The sequence below is a fragment of the Chryseobacterium formosum genome (assembly GCF_026460885.1).
GTDB classification, from domain to species: Bacteria; Bacteroidota; Bacteroidia; order Flavobacteriales; family Weeksellaceae; genus Chryseobacterium; species Chryseobacterium formosus.
Map to the genome: position 1 here is coordinate 201510 of NZ_JAOVZW010000008.1, position 26680 is coordinate 228189.

The window sequence follows — 26680 nt, forward strand, 5'->3', positions numbered from 1 at the left end:
GAGAATTATTGATGGGGTATATTTAAAAAACTTTTAAATTTGTTGAAACAAATATTATTATGAAGCGATATTTACTGCTGTATTCATTATTTTTACTCACCACCAATGTTTTTTATGCTCAACAAATTCAATCAAGAAAACCGATTAGAGAAACTAATTTAGCTTCAAAAAAAGCAGGAGCTTATATTGATGTAAATGTTCCTCCATATCCTGCAAGTAATTATACACCTACACAATTGGTTACAGATGTTTTGGTAGGTACTTCTGGCTCTTGCGGAACTCCGAATATTTCTAATGTTACAGTTAGCCCAAATCAGCCTGTAACAAATAACAACAGATTTTGGGGCTATTTCAATAAAACAACTTCAACTTTTCCTTTTGAAGAAGGGATTATTTTAACGACAGGTTGGGCAAGAAAGGCAGGTAATGCCAATGAACCCATTACTTTAAGTGATGGTAATGGTGGAGGAAGTGATGCAGATCTTATTGCAGCTATCGGAGTAACTACTCAAATTAGTAATGCTGCTATTTTAGAATTTGATTTTGTACCGACAAGTTCTCAGATGAAATTCAGATATATTTTCGCATCTGAGGAATATGAAGGTAGTTATCCTTGTCCACCACTTCAATATGATGATGCTTTTGCTTTGTTATTGAAACCTAATACACCAGGTTCTACTTACACAAATTTGGCAATTTTACCGGGAGGTGCAGGACCCGTTTCTGTACCCAATATTTTACCGGCAAGTTTTTCTTGTGGCCCAATAAATGCTCAATATTTTGGCTCATTATCTCCCAATGCAACCAATTATAATGGTACTACAGCACCTCTTACTGCTGAAGCCACTGTAATTCCCGGACAATCTTACCACATCAAGATGGTTGTAGCTGATGCAAGAGATAGTAGTTATGGTTCTGCAGTATTTTTAGAAGCAGGTTCATTTGATATTGGTGTAAATTTATTAGATCCTGCAGGAGCTCAATTGCCTGCTGAAATTAACGTATGTGATAACGTACCGCAAGTGATTACGGCATCTACAAGTGGACCAAATTTAAATTATCAGTGGTTTTTAAATGGGGCTGTAATTCCTAATGCTACTTCAAATACAATTACAGCAATACAACCTGGAAATTATAAAATTGAAGTAAGTGTTCCAGGAAATCCTTGCCCAGGATCTGCAAGTATAAAAATTAATGGAGGTACAACTCCTTTAGCACAAAATGCTACTTATTTACTTTGCAGTACTCCGGATGTTACAACTTTTAACTTAAACGGTGCTAAACCATTAATCAGCCCAACGACAACAGCTACATTCCGTTTTTATGAAAACTTGGCAGATGCACAGGCTTTAAATAACAGTTTTATTACAAATATTTCCGATTATAATGGGACAAATGGTCAGATTCTTTATGTACAGGTTTCAGACGGTGGATTCTGTAGTAAATTAATCGAACTTAAATTAGAGAGAGAAGTTACTCCTATTGCAGGTCTTACTTCAAACAGAATAAGAGTTTGCGCAGGTGAAAGTGTAATTTTAAAAGCTACAGGCGGAGTTACTTACGAATGGGTAAATTTCATGGGAAGTGGCGATACACAAACAATACCGGTTTATCAGACAACCACTTTTCAGGTTTATGCTATAGGAGCTAAAGGATGTAGATCTTTTCAGCCTGCAAATGTTACGGTAGAAGTAATCCCGGCAATTACAACTCCTTTATTGGATGTTGAAATGTGTATTGGTGACAGTATTGTTTTAGACGCTGGAGCAGCTACGGGTACCGATTATTTATGGAGCACGGGTGCAACTACTCAAACAATTACTGCCACTGAGCTTGGTGTTTACAAGGTTCTTATCAAAAATGCAATTTGCGAAAAAGAATTTACAGTGACTGTTACTGCCGCAGCTTCTCCGTATATTACTAACCTAAACTATGAGAACAATACTTTAACAGTTACTGCAGAAAATCCTCCAATTAATAATATTCCCGGAGTGCTTCAATATTCTATTGATGGAGGTGTTCAATGGCAAGAATCGAATGTTTTCACTGGTCTTTTAGATAATACAAATTATACAGTGAGAGTAAGAATTAAAGGGACAACTTGTTATGGTTCAATTGAATTTTTCACTTTACAAATTAACAATGTCATCACACCGAATAATGATGGAGTAAATGATGTTTTAGATTTAACATCTTTAGGAGCGTTCAAAAACTTTACTGGTTCTATTTACGATAGATACGGTGTTGAGATGTTCAGATTTACTAAAGAAACACCAATCTGGAACGGAACAGTAGGTGGTAAAAGATTACCAACTGCAACGTATTGGTACAAATTCAATTTTGAATACAATAAGTCTAAAACTCAGATGAGCAGATCGGGTTGGATTATGTTGAAAAACAGAGAGTAATTCTCATTAAGAAATAAGAAAAATGCCTTTCAAATCTGAAAGGCATTTTTTGTTTATTGATTTTCTTTCCAAAGTTGAGTGAAAGAAATAAAATCTGATACGCTGAGTTCTTCAGCTCTTTTATCTAAAAATTCGTGCGTTTTCAAGGCTTCAGGAATATTTAGAACTTTCAAAGCATTCGATAATTTTTTTCTTCTTTGGTTAAATCCTGCTTTTACGATTTGCTTAAAAAGAATTTCATTTCCGACTAAACCTTCCTTTGGATTTCTTGTCAGTCTGATGACTCCCGATTTTACTTTCGGTGGTGGATTAAAAACATTTTCATGAACCGTAAAAAGATATTTTACATCATAATAAGCCTGAATTAAAACCGTCAATATTCCGTAGTCTTTTGTTCTTGGAACGGCGGCAGTTCTTTCCGCAACTTCTTTTTGGAACATTCCCACCATTTCTGGAATCTGTTGATAATGATCAACAATTTTAAATAGAATCTGTGATGAAATATTATAAGGGAAATTTCCGATAATAGCAATTTGTTCGTTTTCTAAACCAGCAAAATCATGCTTCAGAAAATCTCCTACAAAAGTTTCTTCAGTAATTTTTTCGTAATTCTGTTTTAGATATTCAATCGACTCATTATCAATCTCTGCAAGAAATATTTTTTGCTCTTTTTCAATTAAATATTTCGTAAGAACTCCCATTCCGGGACCTACTTCGAGTACGTTTTCGTAATTTTCAAAACTTAGGCCGTCAACTATTTTTTTTGCGATATTTTCATCTGTCAAAAAGTGTTGACCGAGATGTTTTTTTGCTTTTACACTCAATGTTTTTTATGATTTCGTTAACAATGATTTTCTATAATTCGTTCCAAATTTCGGAAGATTTTTTCTAATTTAGCCAAAAATTTTAATATTAATGGCTAAATCTGTAGAAGAGTTTAATAAGAAAAGGCTTCGGTCTAGCAATATTACGGTCGTAGTAAGTATCGCATTAGTGCTGTTTTTGTTAGGATTAATGGGGCTTATTTTAATCAATGCTCAAAAATATTCTGACTATTTAAAAGAGCAATTGGTAGTAAATGCTTATTTCGATGAAAACTACGATATTAAAGATTCTGCTAAAATAGCGAAACAAGAAGCAGTTGCCGTTGAAGTTATTAAAGCGATGCCGTCGGTAAAACGTACCAAATATATTTCTAAGAAAATGGCTACAGCTGAAGCTAAAAAAAGTTTGGGAATTGACACCGAAGCACTTTTCGAAGAAGATATTTATCCTGCCTCGGTAGAAGTTGCTCTAAAAGCGGAATACACAGATTCCACAAAAATTGCAGGCGTTTTAAAAGAGATTAAAGCTGTTCCTGGAATTATTGATGTAAAAAACGATACAGATTCACAGAAAATCTACAATAATTTAAATAAAATCCTAAAATGGATTTTAGCATTCTGTGTATTATTTTTGATTTTAGCTATTGTGCTGATTAATAACTCAATACGTTTAAAAGTTTTCTCTAAACGATTTATAATCAAGACGATGCAGTTGGTTGGTGCAAAAAGAAGATTTATTTTAACACCTTTTATAAAAGAAGCTCTTATTTTAGGGGTTTTAGGTGCAGTTATCGGTCTTTTGGCACTTTTCGGAATTTGGTATTATTTTACAACTACTATAAAAACTCCTTTCGTACAAGATACAAATCAATATATTTGGTTGGTTGTTTCTATCTTTGGGCTGGGAATTTTCATTACAATATTAAGTACAATAATTGCAACTTGGAGATTCTTGAGATCTAATGTTGACGATTTATATTATTCTTAAAAATGAGCAAAAAAACAAATAAATTTTCGGCATCAGATTATGGTAACGAAACAAAAGTGTCTGAGGAAAGCAATTTTTATTTCGGTAAAGAGAATTTTAAATGGATGCTGATTGGTCTTGCGTGTATCATTGTTGGTTTTCTTCTGATGATGGGACCTGATGCAAATACCGTTGACGGAAAACTGGATCCAAATGTTTGGAACGACGATATTTTTTCCATCAGAAGAATCAGAATTGCGCCGTTGCTTGTTGTAATGGGCTTCGTGATTGAAGTGTACGCAATTTTAAAAAGAAAATAGAATTACAATTTTTATTTAAAGATTAAGAAATTTGGGAATTTAGACACCGTTGCTAAATCTCCGGATTTCTTAATCTTTTTAATTTTTATTATATAAAATGGATTTAATCAAAGCAATAATTATTGCAATCATAGAAGGGCTTACAGAGTATTTACCAATTTCGTCAACGGCTCACATGGGTTTTACTGCGAATTTGATGGGATTGGAAGAAACCGAGTTTCTAAAAATGTTTCAGGTTTCCATACAGTTCGGAGCAATTTTATCGGTTGTTGTAGCTTATTGGAAAAAGTTTTTTGATCTTAAAAATCTTCAGTTTTACTATAAATTGGCATTTGCGGTAATTCCTGCATTGGTTTTAGGCTATATTTTTGATGACATGATTGAATCGGTTTTGGGAAATCAGATTGCAATATCTTCAGTTTTGGTTCTAGGTGGAGTTGTTTTATTGTTTGCTGATAAATGGTTTAAAAATCCTGTCATTAACGACGAAAAAGATTTATCAATCAAAAAGGCAATCACTATTGGTTTTTGGCAATGTCTTGCGATGATGCCGGGAACGAGTAGAAGTGCTGCTTCGATTATTGGTGGGATGACACAAGGTTTATCAAGAAAAGCTGCGGCAGAATTCTCATTCTTTTTGGCAGTTCCTACGATGTTAGCGGTAACGGTTTATTCAGTTTTTGTAAAAACTTGGGGAAAAGAAACAGCAAACCCTATGAAAGGTTACGAAATGATTCTTGAATCTCAGGATCATATCACCATTTTTATTGTTGGGAATATCGTTGCATTTATCGTAGCACTTATCGCAATTAAAGCATTCATCGGAGTTTTGAATAAATATGGTTTCAAACCTTGGGGTTGGTATCGTATTTTTGTGGGAATTGCTTTGTTGATTTATTTTTATTTCTTTAAATAACCAATATCAATTACATTTTGGGCAGCTAATTCCGTCTTCCACTCCCGTTTTTTGCCTCCGCTACGCTGCGGCAAAAAGAGCTTCGTTCAAGCCAGGCTGCAATCTGGTCTTTCATAAGAATATTTCTAATAATTAAAAATCTAATCACCCAAACTCTAAAAACTCTCAAACTCAACAATGACCGCAGAAGAATTACAGTCAGGACACATATTTTTATTAGACAAACCTCTGGATTGGACTTCCTTTCAGGCAGTCAATAAAATGAAATATAAACTAAAACGCGAATTTGATCTTCCGAAAAAATTCAAAATCGGTCACGCCGGAACTTTAGATCCGAGAGCGACAGGATTATTAATTGTCTGCACTGGAAAATTCACTAAAAAAATTCCTGAAATTCAGGATGCTCCCAAAGAATACTGGACGGAAATTAAAATTGGAGTTCAAACCGAATCTTACGACACCGAAAAACCTGAGATTCTTCATCAGGATTTTTCAAATGTCACTGAAGAAGATGTGAAAAATGCTTTAGACAAATTTTTAGGTGAAATAGAACAAAAGCCACCCATCTTTTCTGCCATTAAAATTGATGGAGCAAGAGCTTACAATTTGGCGAGAGCAGGAGAGGAGGTTGAAATGAAATCTAGAAAAACGACGATTCATTATATTAAAGATGTCGAAATTAATTTTCCATTAATAAGTTTTACCGTTGGATGTTCAAAAGGAACTTACATCAGAAGTTTAGCGCACGATATTGGCCAGGAATTGAATGTTGGAGCTTATCTTACGCAGTTGAGAAGAACAAAAATCGGCGATTATAAAATTGAAGATGGAACCAGCGATTTTTTAGAAAACGAATATAGATTTGGAAATTTATGATTAAAAATTTATTATTGATTTCAGCTTTACTGTTTTCAACGGCATTATCTTCGCAAGTTGATGATTCAAAGAAGCCTAAAATGGGTTTTTATTTTAATCCTTCTCTAAATGTAGGTTTAAACTTAAAAAAAGAAAAACAGGTACCCAATAATACTCAATATATTCAGCCGGAGGCAAAACGTAAGATTAGTTATGGTATTACCGCAATTGGAGGTTATAATTTTCTTCCTAATTTTGCATTGGGAACTGGATTGAAATATAGTTTTATAGAAGACAATTACCATTTGGTTTATTGGATGATTCAACCTAAAATTATTTTTAATCCCGGAGATCAGCCTTTTTATATTGATCTTAATTATGGCAAACAGATAAACAATTCTGCTGTTTCAGACTCAGAATTTTGGGGAGCCAGACTTGGAATTCAGGTTTCGTATTCAAAGAGATTAAGTCAGGAAGGTGGGCTCTTTTTTGAAGGTCATAAAGTAGGAAATAATAATCCTTTTTTTATAGGAATAAGTTACGGAATCACAATTTTCAGTAATAAAAATTATACAGTAGAAGGAATAGACTAATGGAAAAAACACGTATTAATAAATATCTTTCGGAAGTTGGTTATTGCTCAAGAAGAGCTGCAGATAAGCTTTTGGAAGAAGGAAGAATAAAAATTAACGGTCAAATTCCTGAGCTTGGAACAAAAGTTTCAGATGACGATGTGGTAGAAGTTGACGGAAAACCCATCCGTGAATCCGAAGACAAACCTATTTATATTGCTTTTAATAAACCAGTAGGAATAGTTTGTACTACAGATACAAAACGTGAAATCGACAATATAATAGAATATATTAATCATCCGAAAAGAATTTTCCCGATTGGTAGATTAGATAAACCGAGCGAAGGTTTGATTTTATTAACCAATGACGGAGATATTGTAAACAAAATTCTGCGAGGTAAAAATAACCACGAAAAAGAATATTTGGTGAGAGTAGATAAGCCTCTTAATTCAAAATTTCTTGAAAAAATGCGTAACGGCGTTCCGATTTTAGATACAGTTACTAAAAAATGTGAAGTGGAAAGAATTGATAATATGACTTTCCGTATTGTATTAACACAAGGATTGAACAGACAAATTCGTAGAATGTGTGAATTTTTAGGTTATGAAGTTATAAAGTTGAAACGTATCAGAATAATGAATATTAAACTTGATTTACCTATTGGAAAATGGCGAGATCTTTCAGAAGATGAACTGTCAACTTTAAATTTACTTTTAGAAGATTCTAGTAAAACTTTCGATTAAATAATTCACTTTATTTCTTATCATAAACTCCTACTTTATTGATTTTTTCAATAAAATAGGAGTTTTTTTTATTTGTTGTTTGTTTGATGAAAATTTAGTTATAAATTTGTATTATAATTAGATGCTAAGATGATTACTCAATTTTAGCTAAAATTAATAAACACAATACAAACAAGATGAAAAAAAAGCTTCACCTAATGGCAGCGTACAGCATGCTATTTTTTCAAAACCTTCAGGCTCAAGTAGGGATAGGTACAACTTCGGTTGAAAATGATCTTTTACTGAAAGTTTCTTCTACTAATAAAGGAGTTCTTATTCCTAATCTTTCAATTCCTAATTTAAATGCGCCAAATCCAGTTATTTCTCCCGCATTAGGTTTATTAGCTTACAATAATTACAGCGGTAAACAAGGATTCAATTTTTGGGATGGAACTAAATGGAGTGAACTTGTAGATGCAAGAAATGTGTATTCTATTTTAGGTTTGACGATTTCTTACAGCACTTCAAACTCGTCTCCTTTAAATGTTTCTACACTTTCCGGCGCTTTAAATTATGCTGAAAATTCGATTCCCGGAACAGTCTGGACGGAAGTTCCCGGTCTTTCAAAAGATATTACCATTACACAAACCAATAACAGTGTTTTTGTAATTACTGAAGGAATGGTTCAGGCTAATAATACTAATGTAAGCCGTTCAAATACATTTACCTATGCAGTCGGGATTTTTGTAGATGGAAAGTTAGCGGGTGTGAGAAATTACTCTACTAATTATGGAAAATCTTATCAATACGATTTTTTTTCAATAAATACATTGTTTAAGAATCTAGGCGTAGGAAATCATACGATAAAGACTTACGTCTCTATGAGAGTGAATGATTATTCTAATGCATCTATTTGGAGATTTGGCGGTTCTGCAAATACATCATCTGTCAATGAAGATATGTCTAAAATAAATATGTTTATAAAATTGACTGAAAAGTCTTAAAAAAACAACACAAATGAGAAAATTATTTTTATTCTTCCTATTGATTACAATAGGGATGAAAACCTTAGCTCAAACTGGTTCGGTGGGAATTGGTACAAATTCTCCAAATGCATCAGCAATTTTAGATCTTGTTTCTACAAATAAAGGGTTGATGATTCCTAAAGTTTCTTTAAACCCGGCTAATATTTCAGATTACAGTTTTATGGCAGCTAAACCTATAGAATCTCTTTTGGTTTATAATATAAATGCAGGTTTTCCGGGTGGAATAGGACTTTATTATTGGGATGGAACAAGATGGAATTTTTATTTTAATTCGGCGAATATCAATTTACTGTTGGGAATTACCAAATATTATTCAAAAATATATACTACGGGAGTTTCTACAAATTTGTATACTCCGGATTTAGTTTCGGTGCCTTTCTTTACTAACGGAACTTTGCTGACTTTGCCTTGGATAGAAATAGTTGATGGGCCAGATTTAAGTATTACCATTGACAGACCTATAAATAATGCTGTTGTAACTTTTACGGGAATGCTTCAGCTGAACAATACTTCATCCACAAGCGAAAATTTGACTTATGGTTTAGGGATATTTATTGACGGGCAGCTAATATCTTCAAAATCTGCATCGATGAACGTGGATAACACATGTGCTTTTCAGGAATTTACAATTACAGGTTTAAAAGATAATCTTTCAGTAGGAAATCACACGGTGAGATTGGCAGTAATGAATAGATCTAGTACAACCAGTACTACAGTAAATTATGGTCAGAAATCTTCAAGCTGTACAAATATTTCAAATGATGAAGCAAGAGTAAGTGCTATTGTTTTAGTTAATCAACCTTTACCTTATTAATTATGAAAAAGTTATTTAATCTATTAATTCTGTCAGTGTTTCCAACTTTATTTTTTTCACAGGTTGTGATGACAGATAAGACTACTCCAAATTTGGATGATAGTGCAATTTTAAAATTAGATTCAGATAAAAAAGGAGTTTTATTTCCAAGAATTCCGTTGATTTCAAATGTAGATATTGTTACAGTACCCAATCCTCAAAACGGAAATGTTGTTTTTAATACCAATTCTACTGCCACACTTCCACAAAGTGTTGCTTATTTTGAAGCAGGAAAATGGAATACACTTTATACAAAAGAACAGATAATTCCTCAATTGGATTTGGTGAATGTAAGTTCAGTTTCTTCTTCAGGAAATATTACGATTACAGGATTTAATCCGGGAGCAATTACTCTTGGAACCGGTACTTCTGGATGGACGTCTTTAGGGATTACAGATACCAAAACCTTTACGAGAGCTAAAAATTCTTTAGCATTCACCATTGAAGGAATGACACAGCTTGATAGGAGTTTAAGTGAATATTATGAATATGCAATCGGAATTTTCGTGGATGATAAATTGGTAGTGGTTAGAAAATACCATAAACATGCAGAAACCTTTACCTGTTCTTGGCATAAATTTATTTTAAATGGAGTTGTTAATAATTTGAGTGTAGGAGGAAGTCATACGATAAAAGTGATGGCAAGAAATATCTCATCAACCTCAAACTCATCTACTCAAAGCATTGTTTATGGAGGAGTTGCAAGAAGTTCCAACTCAGGAAATCCTACCTGTGACAATATGAGTAATTTTTTATCTAAAATTTCTCTAAGTACAACAGTTGTAGAATCATTAAATTAAAATTCATTCTTAATTTGTGTTTTAGGCGAGTGTGTAAAGGCATTCGTCTTTTGTTTGTAATCTATTGAAAATTAGCAGAAAACTATTTAAATAAAGTTTTGTAAATGTATTGTGAAAGTTAAAATATTTTGTAATTTTGCACCACTTTTTGTGGGTAGGTCTGAAAAAGGTAAATTATTATAAATTAATTACTTCCGTATTTTTTAATTCCACATTTATTTAGACCATTAAAAAAGAAGGAATACAAATTTTATTAGAAAATGTCAAAAGAGACAAATTCAGCAGAGGTTTTATTAAACCAAAACGTAGCACCAGAACAATTTGATTGGGATTCTTTCGAATCAGGTCTTGATGCAGATGCGAGAAAAGAAAAAAGTGATCTTGAAGAAATCTATAACGGATCTCTTAGCAGCTTAAATGATAACGACGTTATCATTGGTAAAGTTGTAAGATTAACTGACAAAGAAGCTATCGTAGACATCGACTTCAAATCTGAAGGTGTTATTTCTCTTAACGAATTCCGTTACAACCCAGGCCTAAAAGTAGGTGATGATGTTGAAGTAATGGTTGACAGAAGAGAAGACAAAACAGGACAGTTACAGTTATCTCACAGAAAAGCTAGAACGCTTAAAGCTTGGGATAGAGTAAACGAACTTCACGAAACTGGAGAAATCGTTAACGGTTTTGTTAAGTCTAGAACTAAAGGAGGTATGATCGTTGACGTACACGGAATCGAAGCATTCTTACCAGGTTCTCAAATTGATGTTAAGCCAATTAAAGATTACGATCAGTTCGTAGGTAAAACTATGGAGTTCAAAGTTGTGAAAATCAACCCTGAGTTCAAAAACGTAGTTGTATCTCACAAAGCATTGATCGAAGCAGATATCGAAGGTCAGAAAAAAGAAATCATCGCGCAGCTTGAAAAAGGACAAGTTCTTGAAGGTACTGTTAAGAATATTACTTCTTACGGTGTATTCATTGACTTAGGAGGTGTTGATGGATTGATCCACATTACAGACCTTTCTTGGTCTAGAGTGAACCACCCATCTGAAATCCTAGAAGACGGACAGACTGTAAAAGTTGTTATCCTTGACTTTGATGATGAGAAAACCAGAATCCAATTAGGTATGAAGCAATTAGAAGCTCATCCTTGGGATGCTCTTTCTGCTGACATGAAAGTTGGTGATAAAGTAAAAGGAAAAGTAGTGGTTCTTGCTGACTATGGTGCATTCGTAGAAATCGCTCCAGGTGTAGAAGGATTAATTCACGTTTCTGAAATGTCTTGGTCTACTCACTTGAGAAGCGCAGGAGATTTCGTAAAAGTAGGTGACGAAGTGGAAGCTGAAGTACTTACTCTTGATAGAGAAGACAGAAAAATCTCTTTAGGTATGAAACAATTATCTAAAGATCCATGGGAAAATATCGAAGCTAAGTATCCAGTAGGTTCTCAGCATGTTGGAACTGTAAGAAACTTTACAAACTTCGGTGTATTCGTAGAATTGGAAGAAGGTATCGACGGATTAATCTATATCTCTGATCTTTCTTGGACTAAGAAAATCAAGCATCCATCAGAATTCTGTGCAGTTGGTGATAAATTAGATGTTGTAGTTCTAGAATTAGACATCCAAGCTAGAAGATTATCTCTAGGTCACAAACAACTTCAGGAAAACCCATGGGATAAATTTGAAACTAAATATGCTGAAGGAACTGTACACGCTGGAAAAGCTGTAGAAGTACACGATAAAGGTGCTTCTGTACAATTCGAAGATGCTGAAGTTGAAGCTTTCTGCCCATCAAGATTATTAGAGAAGGAAGACGGATCTAAAATCAAAAAAGGTGAAGATGCTCAGTTTAAAGTAATCGAATTCAACAAAGAATTCAAAAGAGTAGTAGTATCTCATACTGGTATTTTTAGAGACGAAGAGAAGAAAAACGTAAGAGAATCTTCTAACAACAATAGATCTAACAATACATCTTCTTCAAACAATGAAGAAAGATCAACTCTTGGAGATATCGATGCTTTAGCAGAATTGAAAAAGAAAATGGAAGGAGGTAAATAATCCACCAATCATTTCTATCTATAAGAACCACTCGAAAGAGTGGTTTTTTTGTTTTAATATTTAGATAAAATCACTTGACTTTTTAGGTTTGATTCATTTTATGAATAATTCAAAGATAATATATTTTCATTGTTGTTTTAATTGTACATTTGCGCCTTTAAAAGTGAAAATGAAAAAAGTAATTCTACCACTAGTTATTGCAATTTTAGCAGTAATACCGTCGAAATCGTTTGCTCAATCTAATGAAACTCTCATTAAAAATTATATTTCTCAAAATAAATTACGAGAATACAAAAAATCAGATCTTAATCAATTCGTCATTGATAATGTAGATTCTTCAAAATCATTAAATGGTGATATAGTCAAAACTCAGCAAACTTATAAAGGGTATCCAATTTATAATGCAGTTTCTACTGCTTTGATTAAAGAAGGAAGAGTTACTTACTACACAGACAACTTTATTAAAGATTATACAACTTCAAGTGATGCAACTGCATCTTTGAATAAGAAAACAGCACTTGATAAAATCGCTGCTGATTTAGGCAATACTCAAATCTCTGCTATTCCAATTATGGAATTTTTTGAGAAAGGAGAAAATAAGCATCTTGCTGCTAAACAAAGATTAGTCTACGTTTCCGATGATCAAGGAAATCTGAAATTTGCGTATGAGTTTTTAATTCATGAGCCAAAAACTTCCAATCATTGGGATTACCTTATTGATGCAAAATCAGGAGAAGTAATCAGTAAAGTTAATATGAACTTATCATGTAACTTTCATGAAGGAGCATACAGCAGAGACTCTCAAAATTTGAGTAATTTTTTACCTCAAAATAAAGAATATTATAATATGAGCAAAAACAGTATGGTTTTTTCAGCAGATAATGCTTCATACAATGTTTTTGCTTTGCCAGCTGAAGCGCCAACTTTTGCCGCAAGAAGTATCGTTACAAATCCTTGGATTATCGCTTCTTCTCCGGAAGGATGGCATTCAAACGGAACTACCCATTACACAATTACGAGAGGAAACAATGTCTATGCATACGATGATAAAGATGATGATGAAAACACATTCGGAACATCTCCAGATGGAGGCGCAGTAAGAAATTTCAATTTTCCTTACGATGCAAATACAAAAGCTATCAATAATTTATCGGCTTCTACCACCAATTTGTTTTACATAAGCAATATGGTGCATGATATCTTTTACAAATTTGGATTTACAGAATCTGCCAAAAATTTCCAAAGTAATAATTTCGGAAATGGTGGATTAGATGATGACGAGGTTTTCGCACAATCTCAAGATGGAGGAGGTTACAATAATGCTAATTTTGCACCTTACCCCGATAATTATAATCCAGTGATGCAGATGTATCTTTGGTTGGCTTCAAATAAAGTTTTATTTTATAGTGCACCAACAGATGCAGTTCCACGTAATGTTGTGGGAGCTGAAGCGCAATTCGGTCCTGGTCTTAATGACGTTGGAATTACAGGTGATGTGAAATTTGCAAGCAATACTAATGGTTGTACAGCTTTTCCTGCAGGAGAATTTGCTGGAAAAATTGGTTTAATCGAAAGAGGAGGAGGTACAAGTTGTACTTTTTCAGTAAAAGTAAAAAATGCTCAGAATGCGGGTGCAACAGGTGTAATTGTTTATAATGATACAGCGAACGGTTCTTCTCTTGGAACAATGGGTGGAACAGATGCTACGATTACAATTCCGTCAATTTTGATTACGAATACCGAAGGTGAATATATTAAAACAAAATTATCATCAAATATCAACGTTAATGTGGATTTAAGACTTGATGCTAAATATGACGGAAGTTATGATAATGGTATTGTTACCCACGAATATGGTCACGGTATTTCAAATAGATTAACGGGTACAGGCTCTAACTGTTTAAATTCAAATTCTAGTAAAGAGCAGATGGGAGAAGGTTGGTCTGATTTTTTTGCTTTAATGTTGACTAATAAACCTGGAGATAACGCTTCTGTACCGAGAGGGATGGGAACTTATGCTGCAGGACAGGCAATTACGGGAGTTGGAATCAGACCTGCAAAATATTCTCCGGACTTTGCCATAAATTCTTATACTTACGGAAATACAAACGGAATGCAGTACAATAACGGTTCTGCAATAGTTCCAAATGTTCACTCCATCGGTTTCGTTTGGGCAACCATGCTTTGGGATTTAAATTGGCAATATGTTGCCAAATATGGGTATGCTTCAGACGTGACTTCAGGTACAACGAGCGGAAGTGCAAGAGTTTTACAATTGGTAACAGATGCATTAAAATTACAAGCTTGCAACCCAACTTTTGTTGAGGGACGAACTGCTATTTTAGCTGCAGAATTAGCTAAAACAGGTGGAGCCGATAGATGTATGATTTGGAGAACTTTTGCAAAAAGAGGTCTTGGACTAAATGCTTCGGCCGGACTTAAAACCAATATCAATGATCAGGTAGAAGATTTCACTGTTCCTGCAGATTGTTTCCTTTCAACTTCTGAGACAGATAATGTGAAAAATGTTGGAATTTCAATCTACCCAAATCCTGCTAAAAATGAGTTTTATATCAATTTCCCAAGTAATACTTTAGGTAAGGTGAATGTTGAAATCTACGATATGTCAGGAAAATTAATTTCTTCAGAAAGTAAAGTTTCTCCGGATGCTAAAAAAGCAATTTCTACAGATAAATTAATCAACGGAACTTATCTTGTAAAAATAAAAGGTTTAGGCATTGATACCACTTCAAAAGTTATTATCAACAAATAATTTCTTTTGAATTAATAATAATTGAGACTGTTTCATTTGAAGCAGTCTTTTTGTATTTATTGTGATAATATTTAATGTGATAATATTTAATGTAAATCAAATGCGATTTCTTATTTTTATACAGTAATAATAACTAAAATCATGATTAACAATTTTACTTTTAAAATAAAAAATAGAAATGTTCAGATTCTGTTTGCGCTTTGTGTTTTATTACCCTGTTCTTTTTTTTCTCAAGAAAACAAAAGATTGATTAAAAACTATATTTCTACTAAACACGCACAAGATTTTGAAAAATCAGATTTAATAGATTTTGAGATTGATAATGTTGATTATTCTGAATCTTTAAAAGGCGAAATTGTAAAAGTTCAGCAAAAATTTAAAAATCTCCCGGTCTACAATGCTGTCGGAACAGTTTTGATTAAAAATGGCAAAGTCGAATATTATTCTGATTCTTTTTTGAAAAATTATAATAGTTCAACATCAGAAACTGGAACAATTCCTAAAGAAAAAGCACTTAAAAATATAGCTTTAGCTTTAAAAAATAATGAAATAGAAAACTTCCAAATTTTAGAAAGTACTTCCCTTGAATCTGATCAGAAAAATTTTGTTAAGCAAAAATTGACGTTTGTTGAGGTAAATTCAAATTTAAAATTAGCGTACGAATTTTCTTTTCAGGAACCAAAATCTTCAAATTATTGGGATATTTTAATTGATGCAAATTCCGGTGAAATTATTTCTAAGGAAAATTTAAATCTATCATGTAATTTTCATTCGGATGCTTATTCAAGTGAATCTTCAACTTATGTTTTAAAGTCTCAAAATATTCATAACAATTCATTAAAATTAGCTGATAATGCGAGTTACAATGTTTTCCCTTTACCAATTGAAGCTCCCACTTTTGGAAACCGTTCTCTTGTTTCAAATCCATGGATTTTAGCCTCATCTCCGGAAGGATGGCATTCAACAGGAAGTACAAGCTATACAATTACACGTGGAAATAATGTTTTTGCTTACGAAGATGCTGCAAATTTAGATCAACCCGGATTTTCTCCTGATGGAGGATTGAATAGAAATTTTGATTTTCCTTTTTCAATAAATGGAACTCCGACTTTTAACAGGAATGCTGCAATCACCAATGTATTCTATATAAATAATAAGGTTCACGATATTTTCTACAAATTTGGATTTACAGAATCGGCCAGGAATTTCCAGCAAAATAATTTAGGAAAAGGTGGAGTAGGAAACGATTATGTTTTGGCAGAATCTCAAGATGGAGGAGGTTTAAATAATGCCAATTTCACCACACCTTCCGATGGAAATCGACCTTTGATGCAAATGTATCTTTGGTCAACAGTAAACAGATATTTCTTTTATAATGCACCAATCACGGCAATTCCGAGAGTTCCTCAAGCGAGTCCGGCACAATTTGGTCCACAACTTAATGGAACAGGAGTCACAGGAGATGTTGCTTTAGCTTTAGTAATTGATGGTTGTTCAGCTTTACCTTCCGGATCTTTAGCCGGAAAAATCGGATTGATGGAAAGAGGAGGTAACGCAAGCTGTACATTTGCTTTAAAAGTAAAAAATGCTCAAAATGCGGGTGCAATTGCAGCAATTATTTATAATAATCCGGCTGCTGTAAATTTTCCTTCTTCAATGGGAGGAACAGATACGACAATTACAATTCCATCAGTTTTGATTACAAATAGTGAAGGTGAATTTATTAAGACACAACTCAATAATTCATTAACAGTAAATGTAACTTTAAAAAGTGATCCAACAACTGCAGTTACACCTGATGGAAGTTTTGATAACGGAATTATCACTCATGAGTACGGACATGGAATTTCAAACAGATTGACCGGAAATGGCTACACTTGTCTTCTGAAATCTGCAAGTAAAGAGCAAATGGGAGAAGGATGGTCAGATTTTTTTGCTTTAATGCTTACCAATCAGCCAAATGCTACTGCGAATGTTCTAAGAAGTATCGGAACTTACGCAAGCGGACAATCAATAAACGGAGCTGGATTCAGATCGGCAAAATATTCTCCTGATTTTTCAGTTAATAATTATACTTACGGGGATACAAACGGAATGGAAATCGACGAAGACGGCGAAATCGTTCCCGATGTACATAGAATAGGATTTGTTTGGGCATCAATGCTTTGGGATCTTCATTGGCAGTATGCTGCAAAATACGGATATTCTTCAGACGTAACTTCAAGTACAAACAGCGGAAGTGCAAGAGTTTTACAATTGGTAACGGATGCATTAAAATTACAGGCTTGTAACCCAACGTTTATTGATGGGCGAAATGCTATTTTGTCCGCTGAAATGCTGACAACGAAAGGAGAAAACCGTTGTATGATTTGGAAAACTTTTGCTAAAAGAGGTTTAGGGCTAAATGCTTTGCCGGGAAATAAAATGAATATCAACGATCAGGTGGAAGATTTTTCAATTCCTAAAGATTGTACAGATGGAAATTCAAATATTCAACCGAATAAAAGTTTAATTTCCATTTATCCGAACCCTGCAAAAGATGAATTTTTTATTTATTTGAAAGATTTTACCATTGGAAGTCTTCATTTACAGATTTATGATATGTCAGGAAAATTGGTTCTTTCAGAAAACAGATCTTCACAGGATTCAAGAATTCCTGTTTCAACAAAAGACTTTGAAAACGGAGTGTATGTTGTGAAATTACAAGGCATCGGAATTGATTCCAGCACAAAAATTATTGTTAAAAAATAGATTTAAAAACTTTAAAATTAAAATCACTTCAGAACTTTCTGAAGTGATTTTTGTTAGTATAAGGCTGTCTCCTTTTTAAAATAATATATTGTAACTTTGCCGGCTGCGAAAAAAATTATGAAGAAGAAAAATATTTTAAAAGGAGTATTATTTGTTGGCTTTGGTGCAAGTATCTACGGAATGCTCGCAACTTTCGTTAAAATGTCTTACAAAGATGGTTTTACAACTTCGGAAGTTACAACAGCTCAATTTGCATTAGGTTTAGTTGGTTTATTAATTCTGAATTTCGTTCAGACCATTACCTCAAAAAAGAAATTATCATCACCGAGCCGTAAAGAATTCAGAATGCTTTTGATGGCAGGAACTTCTTTGGGATGCACCAGTTTGTTTTACTACATTGCAGTACAGTATATTGCCGTTTCTATTGCGATTGTTCTGTTGATGCAGTCGGTTTGGTTCAGTGTTGTTGTGGAAAGTTTTATCACTAAAAAATTTCCGAATGCTAAAAAAGTAGTTGCCACTTTAATTGTTTTATTAGGAACCGTTTTAGCAACTAATCTGATTAATTTAGAAGTAAAATTAGATTGGCATGGAATCTTTTGGGGACTTTTAGCAGCAGCGTCATTCACGCTGACGATGTTCACATCAAATACTTTGGCGACCCATTTACCGGTTCTCAGAAAAAGTATCATCATGTTGACTGGAGGTTCAGTAATCGTGTTAACATTTTTATTTTTCGCACAAATCGGACCGCTGTATTCTGAAAGTTTAAAATCATTTTACATAAATTTTACTGAAAATACAGAACATATAAGACCTTTTGATTACTCTATCTTTTGGACGTATGGTTTTATTTTGGCATTATTCGGAACAATTATTCCACCGATTTTATTTAATCTGGGATTCCCAAATACGGGTTTGGGATTGGGAAGTATCATTTCATCTTTAGAGCTTCCGGTTTCCGTTACAATGGCTTTTGTTTTATTAAGTGAAAAAGTAATTCTCATTCAGTGGATTGGAATTGTTTTAATTTTAATGGCAATTGTCTTAATGAATTTGCCTTCCAAAAAGGAAAAACTTATTCCCGAAACCATTTCTTAATACGAACATTAAAATTTAATTTGAAAAACTTTCTGGTCTTAGCTGAGTGAAACGCCTTTGCGAACGAAAAATATGCAGAATCATTTTAAGAAAATCTTAGCGAACTCTGCGTTAAAAATTAGCACTAAGTAATCATAATTAAATTATAAATAATATCCAAAACCGTTTTTTTTGAAGCGGTTTTTTTATTTTTATGTCTAAATTCAATCTTCATGACCAAATTAAAAAATATTCTCACAGGAATTTTATTTTCGATCACATCAACTTTAGCTTTTTCGCAGATAAAACCTTTGGATGCTACACTTTCCAATTATCAATATCCTTTTGAAGTTCATTTTTTAAATCTGAAATCTCAAAAACAAGATCTAAAAATGGCTTATATGGATGTTTCTCCAAAAAAATCCAACGGAAAAACTATCATGCTTCTTCATGGGAAAAATTTCAACGGAGCATATTGGGAGAAAACGGCAAAAGACCTTTCAGATAAAGGTTTTAGAGTCATAATTCCGGATCAGATTGGCTTTGGAAAATCTTCAAAACCTCAGAGTTATCAGTTTTCATTTGCACAATTGGCAAATAATACAAAAGCAATTTTAGATGAATTAAAAATCAATAAGGTCATTGTTTTAGGACATTCAATGGGTGGAATGATTGCCACAAGATTCACATTGATGTATCCTGAAACTGTTGAAAAATTAATTCTTGAAAATCCAATCGGGCTGGAAGATTATAAAACTTTAGCAAAATATCAGACGGTCGATGAGGCGTATCAGTCTGAATTAAAAAATACCGCTGAAACCTACAAAAATTATCAGTTGAAATTCTATTACGACAACAAATGGAAATCAGAATACCAACCTTGGCTTGATTTAATCGCAGGCTGGACTTTACACAAAGATTATCCGCAAGTTGCCTGGAATGCGGCATTAACAAGCGATATAATTTTCAATCAGCCTGTAGTTTATGAATTTAAAAACATCAAAACCCCAACTTTATTAATTATAGGAACAAGAGACAGAACTGCAATCGGGAAAGACCGTGCTCCAAAAGAAATTCAGCCAACAATGGGACAATATCAGGAACTTGGTAAGAAAACCCAAAGAGAAATTGTTGGTTCAAAACTAGTAGAATTAGAAAATGTAGGTCACCTTCCACATATTGAAGTCTACGACAAATTTTGGAATGCTTTGTATGAGTTTATTAAATAGGATGTAAGCTGGAAGCTGGAAGCGGGGTGTTGGATGTTTATAATATTGAAAACAAAATCCTAAATTTAAACTAATTATGTTTTATACACTCTCAAATATTCCCCTCCTTTGGAGGGGTGGCGAAAATTTCTTTGAAATTTTTGACGGGGTGGTAAAAAAGAATTGTTTTAAAAGAAAGATTTCAAATAAAGTTCGCAAAGGGACGCTCTTCTAAAGGATAGGATAAAATCCTACTAAACATGAAGTGAAATAATAAAACCCCAAAATAAAAAGAGGCTCTCTAAAATAGAAAGCCTCTTTTCGTATGTGTTGTTGTCTGAATTACTTCTTGTAAGGAACGTCTTTAATTCTAGCCTTTTTACCTCTAAGATCTCTGAAGTAATAGATTCTAGATCTTCTAACTTTACCTCTTCTGTCAACTTCAATTTTTTGCAAAGCTGGCATATTGATAGGGAAAACTCTTTCTACACCTACATCACCAGACATTTTTCTGATAGTGAAAGTTTTTGTAGAACCAGTACCTCTTAATTGGATAACTGTTCCTTTAAAGAACTGAGTTCTAGTCTTTTGTCCTTCCTTAATTTCGTAATAAACAGTGATCGTATCACCCGCTTTGAATTCAGGGAATTCTTTTTTTGTAATGTACTTGTCTTGTACGTACTTTAATAAATCCATTATTAATAATATAAAAAATGTTTAGGCTAAGCAACTTACACGGACATCGTCAGAGGTTGAATAACAGATTGCAAAAATACAATTAAAAATTAATTTAGCAAATAATTATTATTAAATATTTATAGAAAATAAATATTTGTAAATTGCTCATTACCCATTACTTATATTTTGTGGGCGTGTCCCTCGCTCGGTCATTCCGCTCCGCTCCATTTCCTCACTCGGGTCGGGCTGTCCGCTATATCTTTTTCGCAACTGCATCTCCCAATCCAAAAAAGGATGCCGCTTCCATCCCTCACGCAAAACAAAATTAGTTTTTCTTTCAATTAATTACCAAAGACAATCTAATCTATTTTCCGACTGAATCTATGCTGAGATGCTTACAGCATGACAAACTGAAGTTAAAAATTTCCAATAATTAAATATTTTAAAATTTTTCTAATCGAAAAATAATATGCTTTAGTCTTTGCTGAGTGAAACGCCTTTGCGAACGAAAAATATACGCAATGATTAAAAAAAACTTAGCGAGCTTTGCGTTAAAATTTACATTTTTTCAAGTAATAAAAACAAGTTTTCTTAATCTCAAAGAAAAATACTAATTTAAGACCTTCAAATTTTATACTTAAAATGATCGATAAAAGAGTAAAAAATGCAACTGAAGCAATTGAAGGAATCAAAGACGGAATGACCTTAATGTTGGGTGGATTCGGATTGTGTGGAATTCCGGAAAATTCAATCAATGCTTTGGTAGATAACGATGTAAAAGACTTAACCTGTATTTCAAACAACGCCGGAGTTGATGATTTCGGATTGGGATTATTGCTTCACAAAAGACAGATCAAGAAAATGATTTCGTCTTATGTAGGAGAAAATGCCGAGTTTGAAAGACAGATGCTTTCAGGAGAATTGGAAGTTGAGCTTACTCCACAAGGAACTTTGGCAGAAAAATGCAGAGCCGCACAGGCGGGAATTCCGGCTTTTTATACACCTGCAGGTTTCGGAACTGAAGTAGCAGAAGGAAAGGAAGTAAAAGATTTCAAGGGAAAACCTCATATTTTGGAGCACGCTTATGAAGCAGATTATTCCATCGTTAAAGCTTGGAAAGGTGACCATGCAGGAAATTTAATTTTCAAAGGATCTGCAAGAAATTTCAATCATCCAATGGCAGGAGCAGGAAAAATAACGATTGCTGAAGTAGAAGAATTGGTTGAACCAGGAGAATTAGATCCAAACCAAATTCATATTCCTGGAATTATGATTCAAAGAATTTTTCAGGGAGAAAAATTTGAAAAAAGAATTGAGCAGAGAACAGTTAGAAAAAAAGATTAATTTTTTTATTTCTAAAAATATAGTACCCTGAAATCATCTTTCGGGGTATCATTTTAAATTTATTTTCAAAGTTGTCATTCCGACGAAGGAGGAATCTCTGTTTTCAATTATGTAAACTTTCAGCTTTCAGCATCTACCTTCCTCTACAATCTATATCCGACTCTAAGTCCAAAACAAAAGTTGAAGTAATGCCCGAATTTTTTTCCATATTTAGTTCTCTGAAAAGCGGCGTCAAGCCAGTTCCTGCAATTTCATGTTTAGACTCATTGTAATCAATAGCAGTATTTTCTACTTTTCTGTTCATTAATCCTAAACCTACATAAGGTTCCAAAACAATTTTTTTGGATACTGAAATCTGATTTCCGAACATCACATTAAAACCTTTTGCTTTTCTTTTAAATCCGAAATTATCGGTATATTTTACATCAGCATTATTTAAAGGAGAATAATCTACAATATCTGTACTTTGATTTTTACGGTAAAATAATTGTAAACCGACATAAAATTCATTCCGTTTCGATTCAATTCTTGAATGAAGCATTTTGAACAAATAAGCCCGACCTTCAAGATTAGCTTTAAATCCTTTCGATTTTAAAAATATCGTATCAGGTTTACTAAAATCATATAATTGATATCCAATTTCGGCGTTCACACTGAAATATGGATTAATTTTTCTTTCAGCAGAAATTTGTAAAGTAGGATAAGAAATTACATCTACTAATTGAGTTGCATTTAGTTTTAAAATCCAATTACTTTCCTTTGATTCTTGCGCAAAAATAAAAGCTGAAATCGTTAAAATAAAAACAGATAGAAATTTTTTCATTCAAATGAATTTTAAGTTTTAAAACGACCTAAAATTACTAATAAAATCACCCTGTTTTGTATTATTCAAAAAAAATAATGGAAAATATTTTCAACTTAAAAATCTAAAGCTTTTTGCCCTTTTGTGGTGAAAATCAAGCCAAAGGTAATTCTGCAGTCTTTCTTTCCCCGATTTGCTGTCTCCACATCGCATAATACAGCCCTTTTTCTTCAATTAACTGTAAATGTGAACCAGTCTCTATGATATTACCTCTTTCTAAAACAAAAATTCGGTCGGCGTGCATAATTGTACTTAATCTGTGCGCAATCAAAACAGTAATCTGCTCTTTTTCTCTTGAAATTTCTTTAATAGTTGTCGTAATTTCTTCTTCCGTAATACTGTCCAAAGCAGAAGTTGCTTCATCAAAAATAAGTAAATGTGGTTTTCTTAATAAAGCTCTTGCAATGGCAATTCTCTGTTTTTCACCACCACTTAATTTTAATCCGCCTTCACCAATTACGGTTTCAATTCCTTTTTCAGCACGCTCTAAAAGTGCAGTACAGCTTGATTTTTTTAAAGCTAATTGTAAATCTTCTTCAGTCGCAGAAGGATTCACAAATAAAAGATTTTCTCGTATTGTTCCGGCAAAAAGTTGAGTGTCCTGTGTTACAAATCCAATCTGATTTCTCAATTCATCAAAATCAAATTCTTTTCCGTCAATATTATTATAAAGAATAGAACCTTCCTTTGGTCTGTATAAACCGACAAGTAATTTCACCAATGTACTTTTTCCTGATCCACTTGGTCCTACAAAAGCTATCGTTTCGCCATTTTTTACATGAAATGAAATAGAATTTAAAGCTTTATAATGGGCACTTTGATGTTGAAAAGAAACTTTTTCAAATTTTAAATCTTCAATAGCTCCGATTTTTTTTGGAGTTAAAGGCTTAGGTTCCACTTCTTTTTTCATCACTCGGTCAAAATTCTGAAGTGATGCTTCGGCTTCACGATAAGAAATAATGATATTACCGATTTCCTGCATCGGTCCGAAAATAAAGAATCCGTAAAACATTAACGATAAATATTGTCCCGGCGTTACAATGTTTTTAAAAATTAATAACAATAAAGTGAAAGTAATAACCTGCTGTAGAAAATTAACTAAAGTTCCCTGTACAAAACTCAAAGAACGGATACTTTTCACTTTTCTCAATTCCAAGTTAAGAATTTTGTAAGTATTATTATTTAAACGTTCAACTTCCTGATTGGTTAATCCTAAACTCTTTACAATTTCAATATTTCTAAGACTTTCGGTGGTGCTTCCTGCTAAAGTTGTAGTTTCTGTAACAATATTTTTCTGAATTGTTTTAATCCTTTTACTCAATAAATTGGTTACAACTGCAATCAAAATAATTCCAACCACATAAACGGGCATAATCGACCAGTGTAAACGGATGGCATAAACTGAAACGAAGATAATGCTTACCAAAATTCCGAAAAATACATTGATGAAATTATTGATAAATTTCACAGAATCTTCACGCACTTTAGTTAAAATTGAAAGCGTTTCACCACTTCTTTGGTCTTCAAATTCCTGAAAAGGCAATCTCATAGAATGCTGTAGACCATCAGTGAAAATTTTAGCACCAAATTTCTGAATGATCACACTTACCACATAATCCTGAAAAGCTTTGGCAATACGACTAATCATGGCGGTTCCAATCAATAATGTTAAAAAGTAGAAAACTCCGTGATAAATATCTGTTCCGTACAAATATTCATTTAAAGTTCTTGGGATGAGTTTTTCTTTATCAAAATGATTGGGTTGGTTTACAAGTTTATCTAATATATTTCCAGTAATCGCCGGAGCAAAAAGTGAAAACACTTGATTGATAGAAGCTAACAACAACGAAGCGAAGATTAGCCATTTATATGGTTTTAAATAATTTAATAGAATTTTCATTTGTAAAATTAAAAGCGCACAAATTTACGACAATTTGAGTAGTAAAATTTATCATAGGATAAGAAAAGAAACTATTTCGTAATTCTGGAAAAATGGTTAATTTGGCGGGATAAGATTATACTATGTTAACGAAAGAACAAATTGCACAAAGAATTTCCAGAGAAGTAAAAGACGGCTATTATGTAAATTTAGGAATCGGAATTCCGACATTGGTTGCAAACTACGTTCCGGACAATCTTTCTGTAGAATTTCAGAGTGAAAACGGGGTTTTAGGAATGGGGCCATTTCCTTTTGAGGGCGAAGAAGATGCAGATGTTATCAACGCCGGAAAACAGACGATTACAATATTAGACGGAGGTTCTTTCTTTGATTCAGCTTTCAGTTTCGGGATGATCAGAAGCCAAAAAGTTGATTTAACAATTTTAGGAGCAATGGAAGTTTCAGAAAACGGAGACATTGCCAATTGGAAAATTCCCGGAAAAATGGTAAAAGGAATGGGTGGTGCAATGGATTTGGTAGCTTCAGCTGAAAATATTATCGTTGCAATGATGCATGTCAACAAAGCTGGAGAGAGCAAAATCCTAAAAAAATGCTCACTTCCTCTTACAGGAATTAATTGTGTTAAAAAAGTAGTAACCGAATTAGCAGTTTTAGATGTTACTCCAAATGGTTTCAAGCTTGTTGAAAGAGCTCCCGGAGTTTCAGTAGAGCACATCATTCAATCTACAGAAGCAGATTTAATCATTGAAGGTGAAATTCCTGAAATGCAATTTTAGATAAAATAAAAACCTTGTCACACTGACAAGGTTTTTTTGTTGTATTTAGAATCAATTAAAATTAAGTATTCACTTAATAAACATCTCTAATATTTCACTTAATACATCTTAAAACTTTAAATATCTTAATGTTTCAAAAATGGTTATTTATTTCTGGTCTTGCGCTCCGAAAACTTTCTGTAAAATACTCGTTGTTCTCATTACAGAATTATTTCTGATTCCACTTTCTTTTTCTGCAACCATTTTAAAAACTCCGTTGATGGTTTCATTGGTTACATATTCATTTAAGTCTGTCGAAACAGCTTGTCCTGTTAAAGTATTGTATTTCGAAATTAAATTATTCCAAACTTTATCAGCACCAACTTTTCCTAACGAAGCCTTTACTTTTGGCTGAAAAGCAGTGAAAAGTTGAGATTGGGTTTTACTTTGTAAATAATTTGTTGCTGAATTATCACCTCCCAACAAAATATTTTTTGCATCAGTAATCGTCATCGACGTAATAGCTTTTGTGAAAATCGGAGCAGATTCTGTCACAGCATCTTCTGCAGCCCTGTTTAAAAGTTTTATGCCTTGATCTGCTAAACTTCCTAAACCAAAAGCACGAAGTTTGGTATCAATAACTCTTAATTTTTCAGGCATTAAAATTTTTACGGCTTCATTTTTTAAAAATCCGTCTTGTACAGACAGTTTTTTTACTCCTTCAGTTACGCCAAGATTTAAGGCTTCTTTCAAACCTGATGAAATTTGTGTTGAAGTCAGGCTTCCTAAATTTATGGATGAAGTATTTTTTGTTGGAGTTTGCTGAGTTGTAGTGGGAGAAGTTGTAGTAGATGTTTTAGTATTGCTTAAATCTACACCAGTTTGGTTTTTAACGGTAGATTTAATCATATCTAAAATTTGTGCTTGTGTAGAAACCGAGAATAATAATCCGGCTGCTAATAAAATTGTTTTTCTCATCGTTTATT

General features: G+C 33.2%; 22 protein-coding genes. 17 read left to right on the forward strand and 5 right to left on the reverse strand.

Annotated elements, in window-relative coordinates; genetic code table 11:
- The first annotated feature begins 59 nt into the window (after window positions 1–59).
- Window positions 60–2408, forward strand: a complete 2349-nt coding sequence (locus OF897_RS07230) for a choice-of-anchor L domain-containing protein (RefSeq protein ID WP_267265022.1) — start codon at window positions 60–62, stop codon at window positions 2406–2408.
- 53 nt (window positions 2409–2461) lie between these two features.
- On the opposite strand, the gene rsmA is transcribed toward OF897_RS07230, so the two are convergent.
- Window positions 2462–3232: a 16S rRNA (adenine(1518)-N(6)/adenine(1519)-N(6))-dimethyltransferase RsmA gene (gene rsmA / locus OF897_RS07235; RefSeq protein WP_267265023.1), complete on the reverse strand. Its 771-nt coding sequence runs from the start codon at window positions 3230–3232 to the stop codon at window positions 2462–2464.
- A gap of 91 nt (window positions 3233–3323) precedes the next feature.
- Between rsmA and OF897_RS07240 the strand changes: the two genes are divergently transcribed.
- The 14 genes from OF897_RS07240 (at window position 3324) to OF897_RS07305 (ending at window position 20176) form a co-directional block, all read left to right on the forward strand.
- Window positions 3324–4220: a cell division protein FtsX gene (locus OF897_RS07240; protein WP_267265024.1), complete on the forward strand. Its 897-nt coding sequence runs from the start codon at window positions 3324–3326 to the stop codon at window positions 4218–4220.
- Window positions 4221–4222: 2 nt separating this feature from the next.
- Complete coding sequence (locus OF897_RS07245; protein WP_267265025.1) at window positions 4223–4519, forward strand: DUF3098 domain-containing protein; 297 nt, start codon at window positions 4223–4225, stop codon at window positions 4517–4519.
- Between the two features lie 97 nt (window positions 4520–4616).
- On the forward strand, window positions 4617–5435 hold the full coding sequence (locus OF897_RS07250) for an undecaprenyl-diphosphate phosphatase (RefSeq protein WP_267265026.1): 819 nt from the start codon (window positions 4617–4619) through the stop codon (window positions 5433–5435).
- A gap of 177 nt (window positions 5436–5612) precedes the next feature.
- Window positions 5613–6311: a tRNA pseudouridine(55) synthase TruB gene (truB, locus tag OF897_RS07255; protein WP_267265027.1), complete on the forward strand. Its 699-nt coding sequence runs from the start codon at window positions 5613–5615 to the stop codon at window positions 6309–6311.
- Window positions 6308–6883 carry a hypothetical protein gene (locus OF897_RS07260; RefSeq protein ID WP_267265028.1) on the forward strand — a complete coding sequence of 192 codons (576 nt, stop codon included), beginning with the start codon at window positions 6308–6310 and terminating at the stop codon, window positions 6881–6883. Before truB ends, OF897_RS07260 begins: the two co-directional genes overlap by 4 nt.
- On the forward strand, window positions 6883–7605 hold the full coding sequence (gene rluF / locus OF897_RS07265) for a 23S rRNA pseudouridine(2604) synthase RluF (protein WP_267265029.1): 723 nt from the start codon (window positions 6883–6885) through the stop codon (window positions 7603–7605). The genes OF897_RS07260 and rluF overlap by 1 nt, the downstream gene beginning before the upstream one ends.
- A gap of 176 nt (window positions 7606–7781) precedes the next feature.
- On the forward strand, window positions 7782–8588 hold the full coding sequence (locus OF897_RS07270) for a hypothetical protein (protein WP_267265030.1): 807 nt from the start codon (window positions 7782–7784) through the stop codon (window positions 8586–8588).
- A gap of 13 nt (window positions 8589–8601) precedes the next feature.
- Window positions 8602–9444, forward strand: a complete 843-nt coding sequence (locus tag OF897_RS07275; RefSeq protein WP_267265031.1) for a hypothetical protein — start codon at window positions 8602–8604, stop codon at window positions 9442–9444.
- Window positions 9445–9446: 2 nt separating this feature from the next.
- Entirely contained in the window at window positions 9447–10283 is an 837-nt protein-coding gene (locus OF897_RS07280) for a hypothetical protein (RefSeq protein ID WP_267265032.1), read from the forward strand.
- Between the two features lie 260 nt (window positions 10284–10543).
- On the forward strand, window positions 10544–12343 hold the full coding sequence (gene rpsA, locus OF897_RS07285; protein WP_267265033.1) for a 30S ribosomal protein S1: 1800 nt from the start codon (window positions 10544–10546) through the stop codon (window positions 12341–12343).
- Between the two features lie 169 nt (window positions 12344–12512).
- Window positions 12513–15116, forward strand: coding sequence for a T9SS-dependent M36 family metallopeptidase (locus OF897_RS07290; protein ID WP_267265034.1), 2604 nt, complete (start codon window positions 12513–12515; stop codon window positions 15114–15116).
- A gap of 141 nt (window positions 15117–15257) precedes the next feature.
- Window positions 15258–17867, forward strand: a complete 2610-nt coding sequence (locus OF897_RS07295) for a T9SS-dependent M36 family metallopeptidase (RefSeq protein ID WP_267265035.1) — start codon at window positions 15258–15260, stop codon at window positions 17865–17867.
- Window positions 17868–17984: 117 nt separating this feature from the next.
- The gene (locus tag OF897_RS07300; RefSeq protein ID WP_267265036.1) at window positions 17985–18968 is read left to right on the forward strand and encodes an EamA family transporter; all 984 of its coding nucleotides are present in this window, start codon (window positions 17985–17987) and stop codon (window positions 18966–18968) included.
- A 212-nt stretch (window positions 18969–19180) separates the two neighbouring features.
- The gene (locus OF897_RS07305) at window positions 19181–20176 is read left to right on the forward strand and encodes an alpha/beta fold hydrolase (RefSeq protein WP_267265037.1); all 996 of its coding nucleotides are present in this window, start codon (window positions 19181–19183) and stop codon (window positions 20174–20176) included.
- A 321-nt stretch (window positions 20177–20497) separates the two neighbouring features.
- Here the strand turns inward: OF897_RS07305 and rplS are convergent, their stop codons facing one another.
- The gene (gene rplS / locus OF897_RS07310) at window positions 20498–20851 is read right to left on the reverse strand and encodes a 50S ribosomal protein L19 (protein WP_267265038.1); all 354 of its coding nucleotides are present in this window, start codon (window positions 20849–20851) and stop codon (window positions 20498–20500) included.
- A gap of 624 nt (window positions 20852–21475) precedes the next feature.
- Here rplS and OF897_RS07315 point away from each other — a divergent pair.
- Window positions 21476–22177: a CoA transferase subunit A gene (locus OF897_RS07315; protein ID WP_267265039.1), complete on the forward strand. Its 702-nt coding sequence runs from the start codon at window positions 21476–21478 to the stop codon at window positions 22175–22177.
- 133 nt (window positions 22178–22310) lie between these two features.
- Here the strand turns inward: OF897_RS07315 and OF897_RS07320 are convergent, their stop codons facing one another.
- Window positions 22311–23000 (reverse strand): DUF3575 domain-containing protein, encoded by a 690-nt coding sequence (locus OF897_RS07320; RefSeq protein WP_267265040.1) that lies wholly within the window; start codon window positions 22998–23000, stop codon window positions 22311–22313.
- Between the two features lie 133 nt (window positions 23001–23133).
- Window positions 23134–24939, reverse strand: a complete 1806-nt coding sequence (locus tag OF897_RS07325; protein ID WP_267265041.1) for an ABC transporter ATP-binding protein — start codon at window positions 24937–24939, stop codon at window positions 23134–23136.
- A gap of 122 nt (window positions 24940–25061) precedes the next feature.
- On the opposite strand from OF897_RS07325, the gene OF897_RS07330 reads away from it, so the two are divergent.
- Window positions 25062–25715 carry a CoA transferase subunit B gene (locus tag OF897_RS07330; RefSeq protein ID WP_267265042.1) on the forward strand — a complete coding sequence of 218 codons (654 nt, stop codon included), beginning with the start codon at window positions 25062–25064 and terminating at the stop codon, window positions 25713–25715.
- 147 nt (window positions 25716–25862) lie between these two features.
- Here the strand turns inward: OF897_RS07330 and OF897_RS07335 are convergent, their stop codons facing one another.
- Window positions 25863–26672: a DUF4197 domain-containing protein gene (locus OF897_RS07335; protein WP_267265043.1), complete on the reverse strand. Its 810-nt coding sequence runs from the start codon at window positions 26670–26672 to the stop codon at window positions 25863–25865.
- Window positions 26673–26680: the final 8 nt, after the last annotated feature.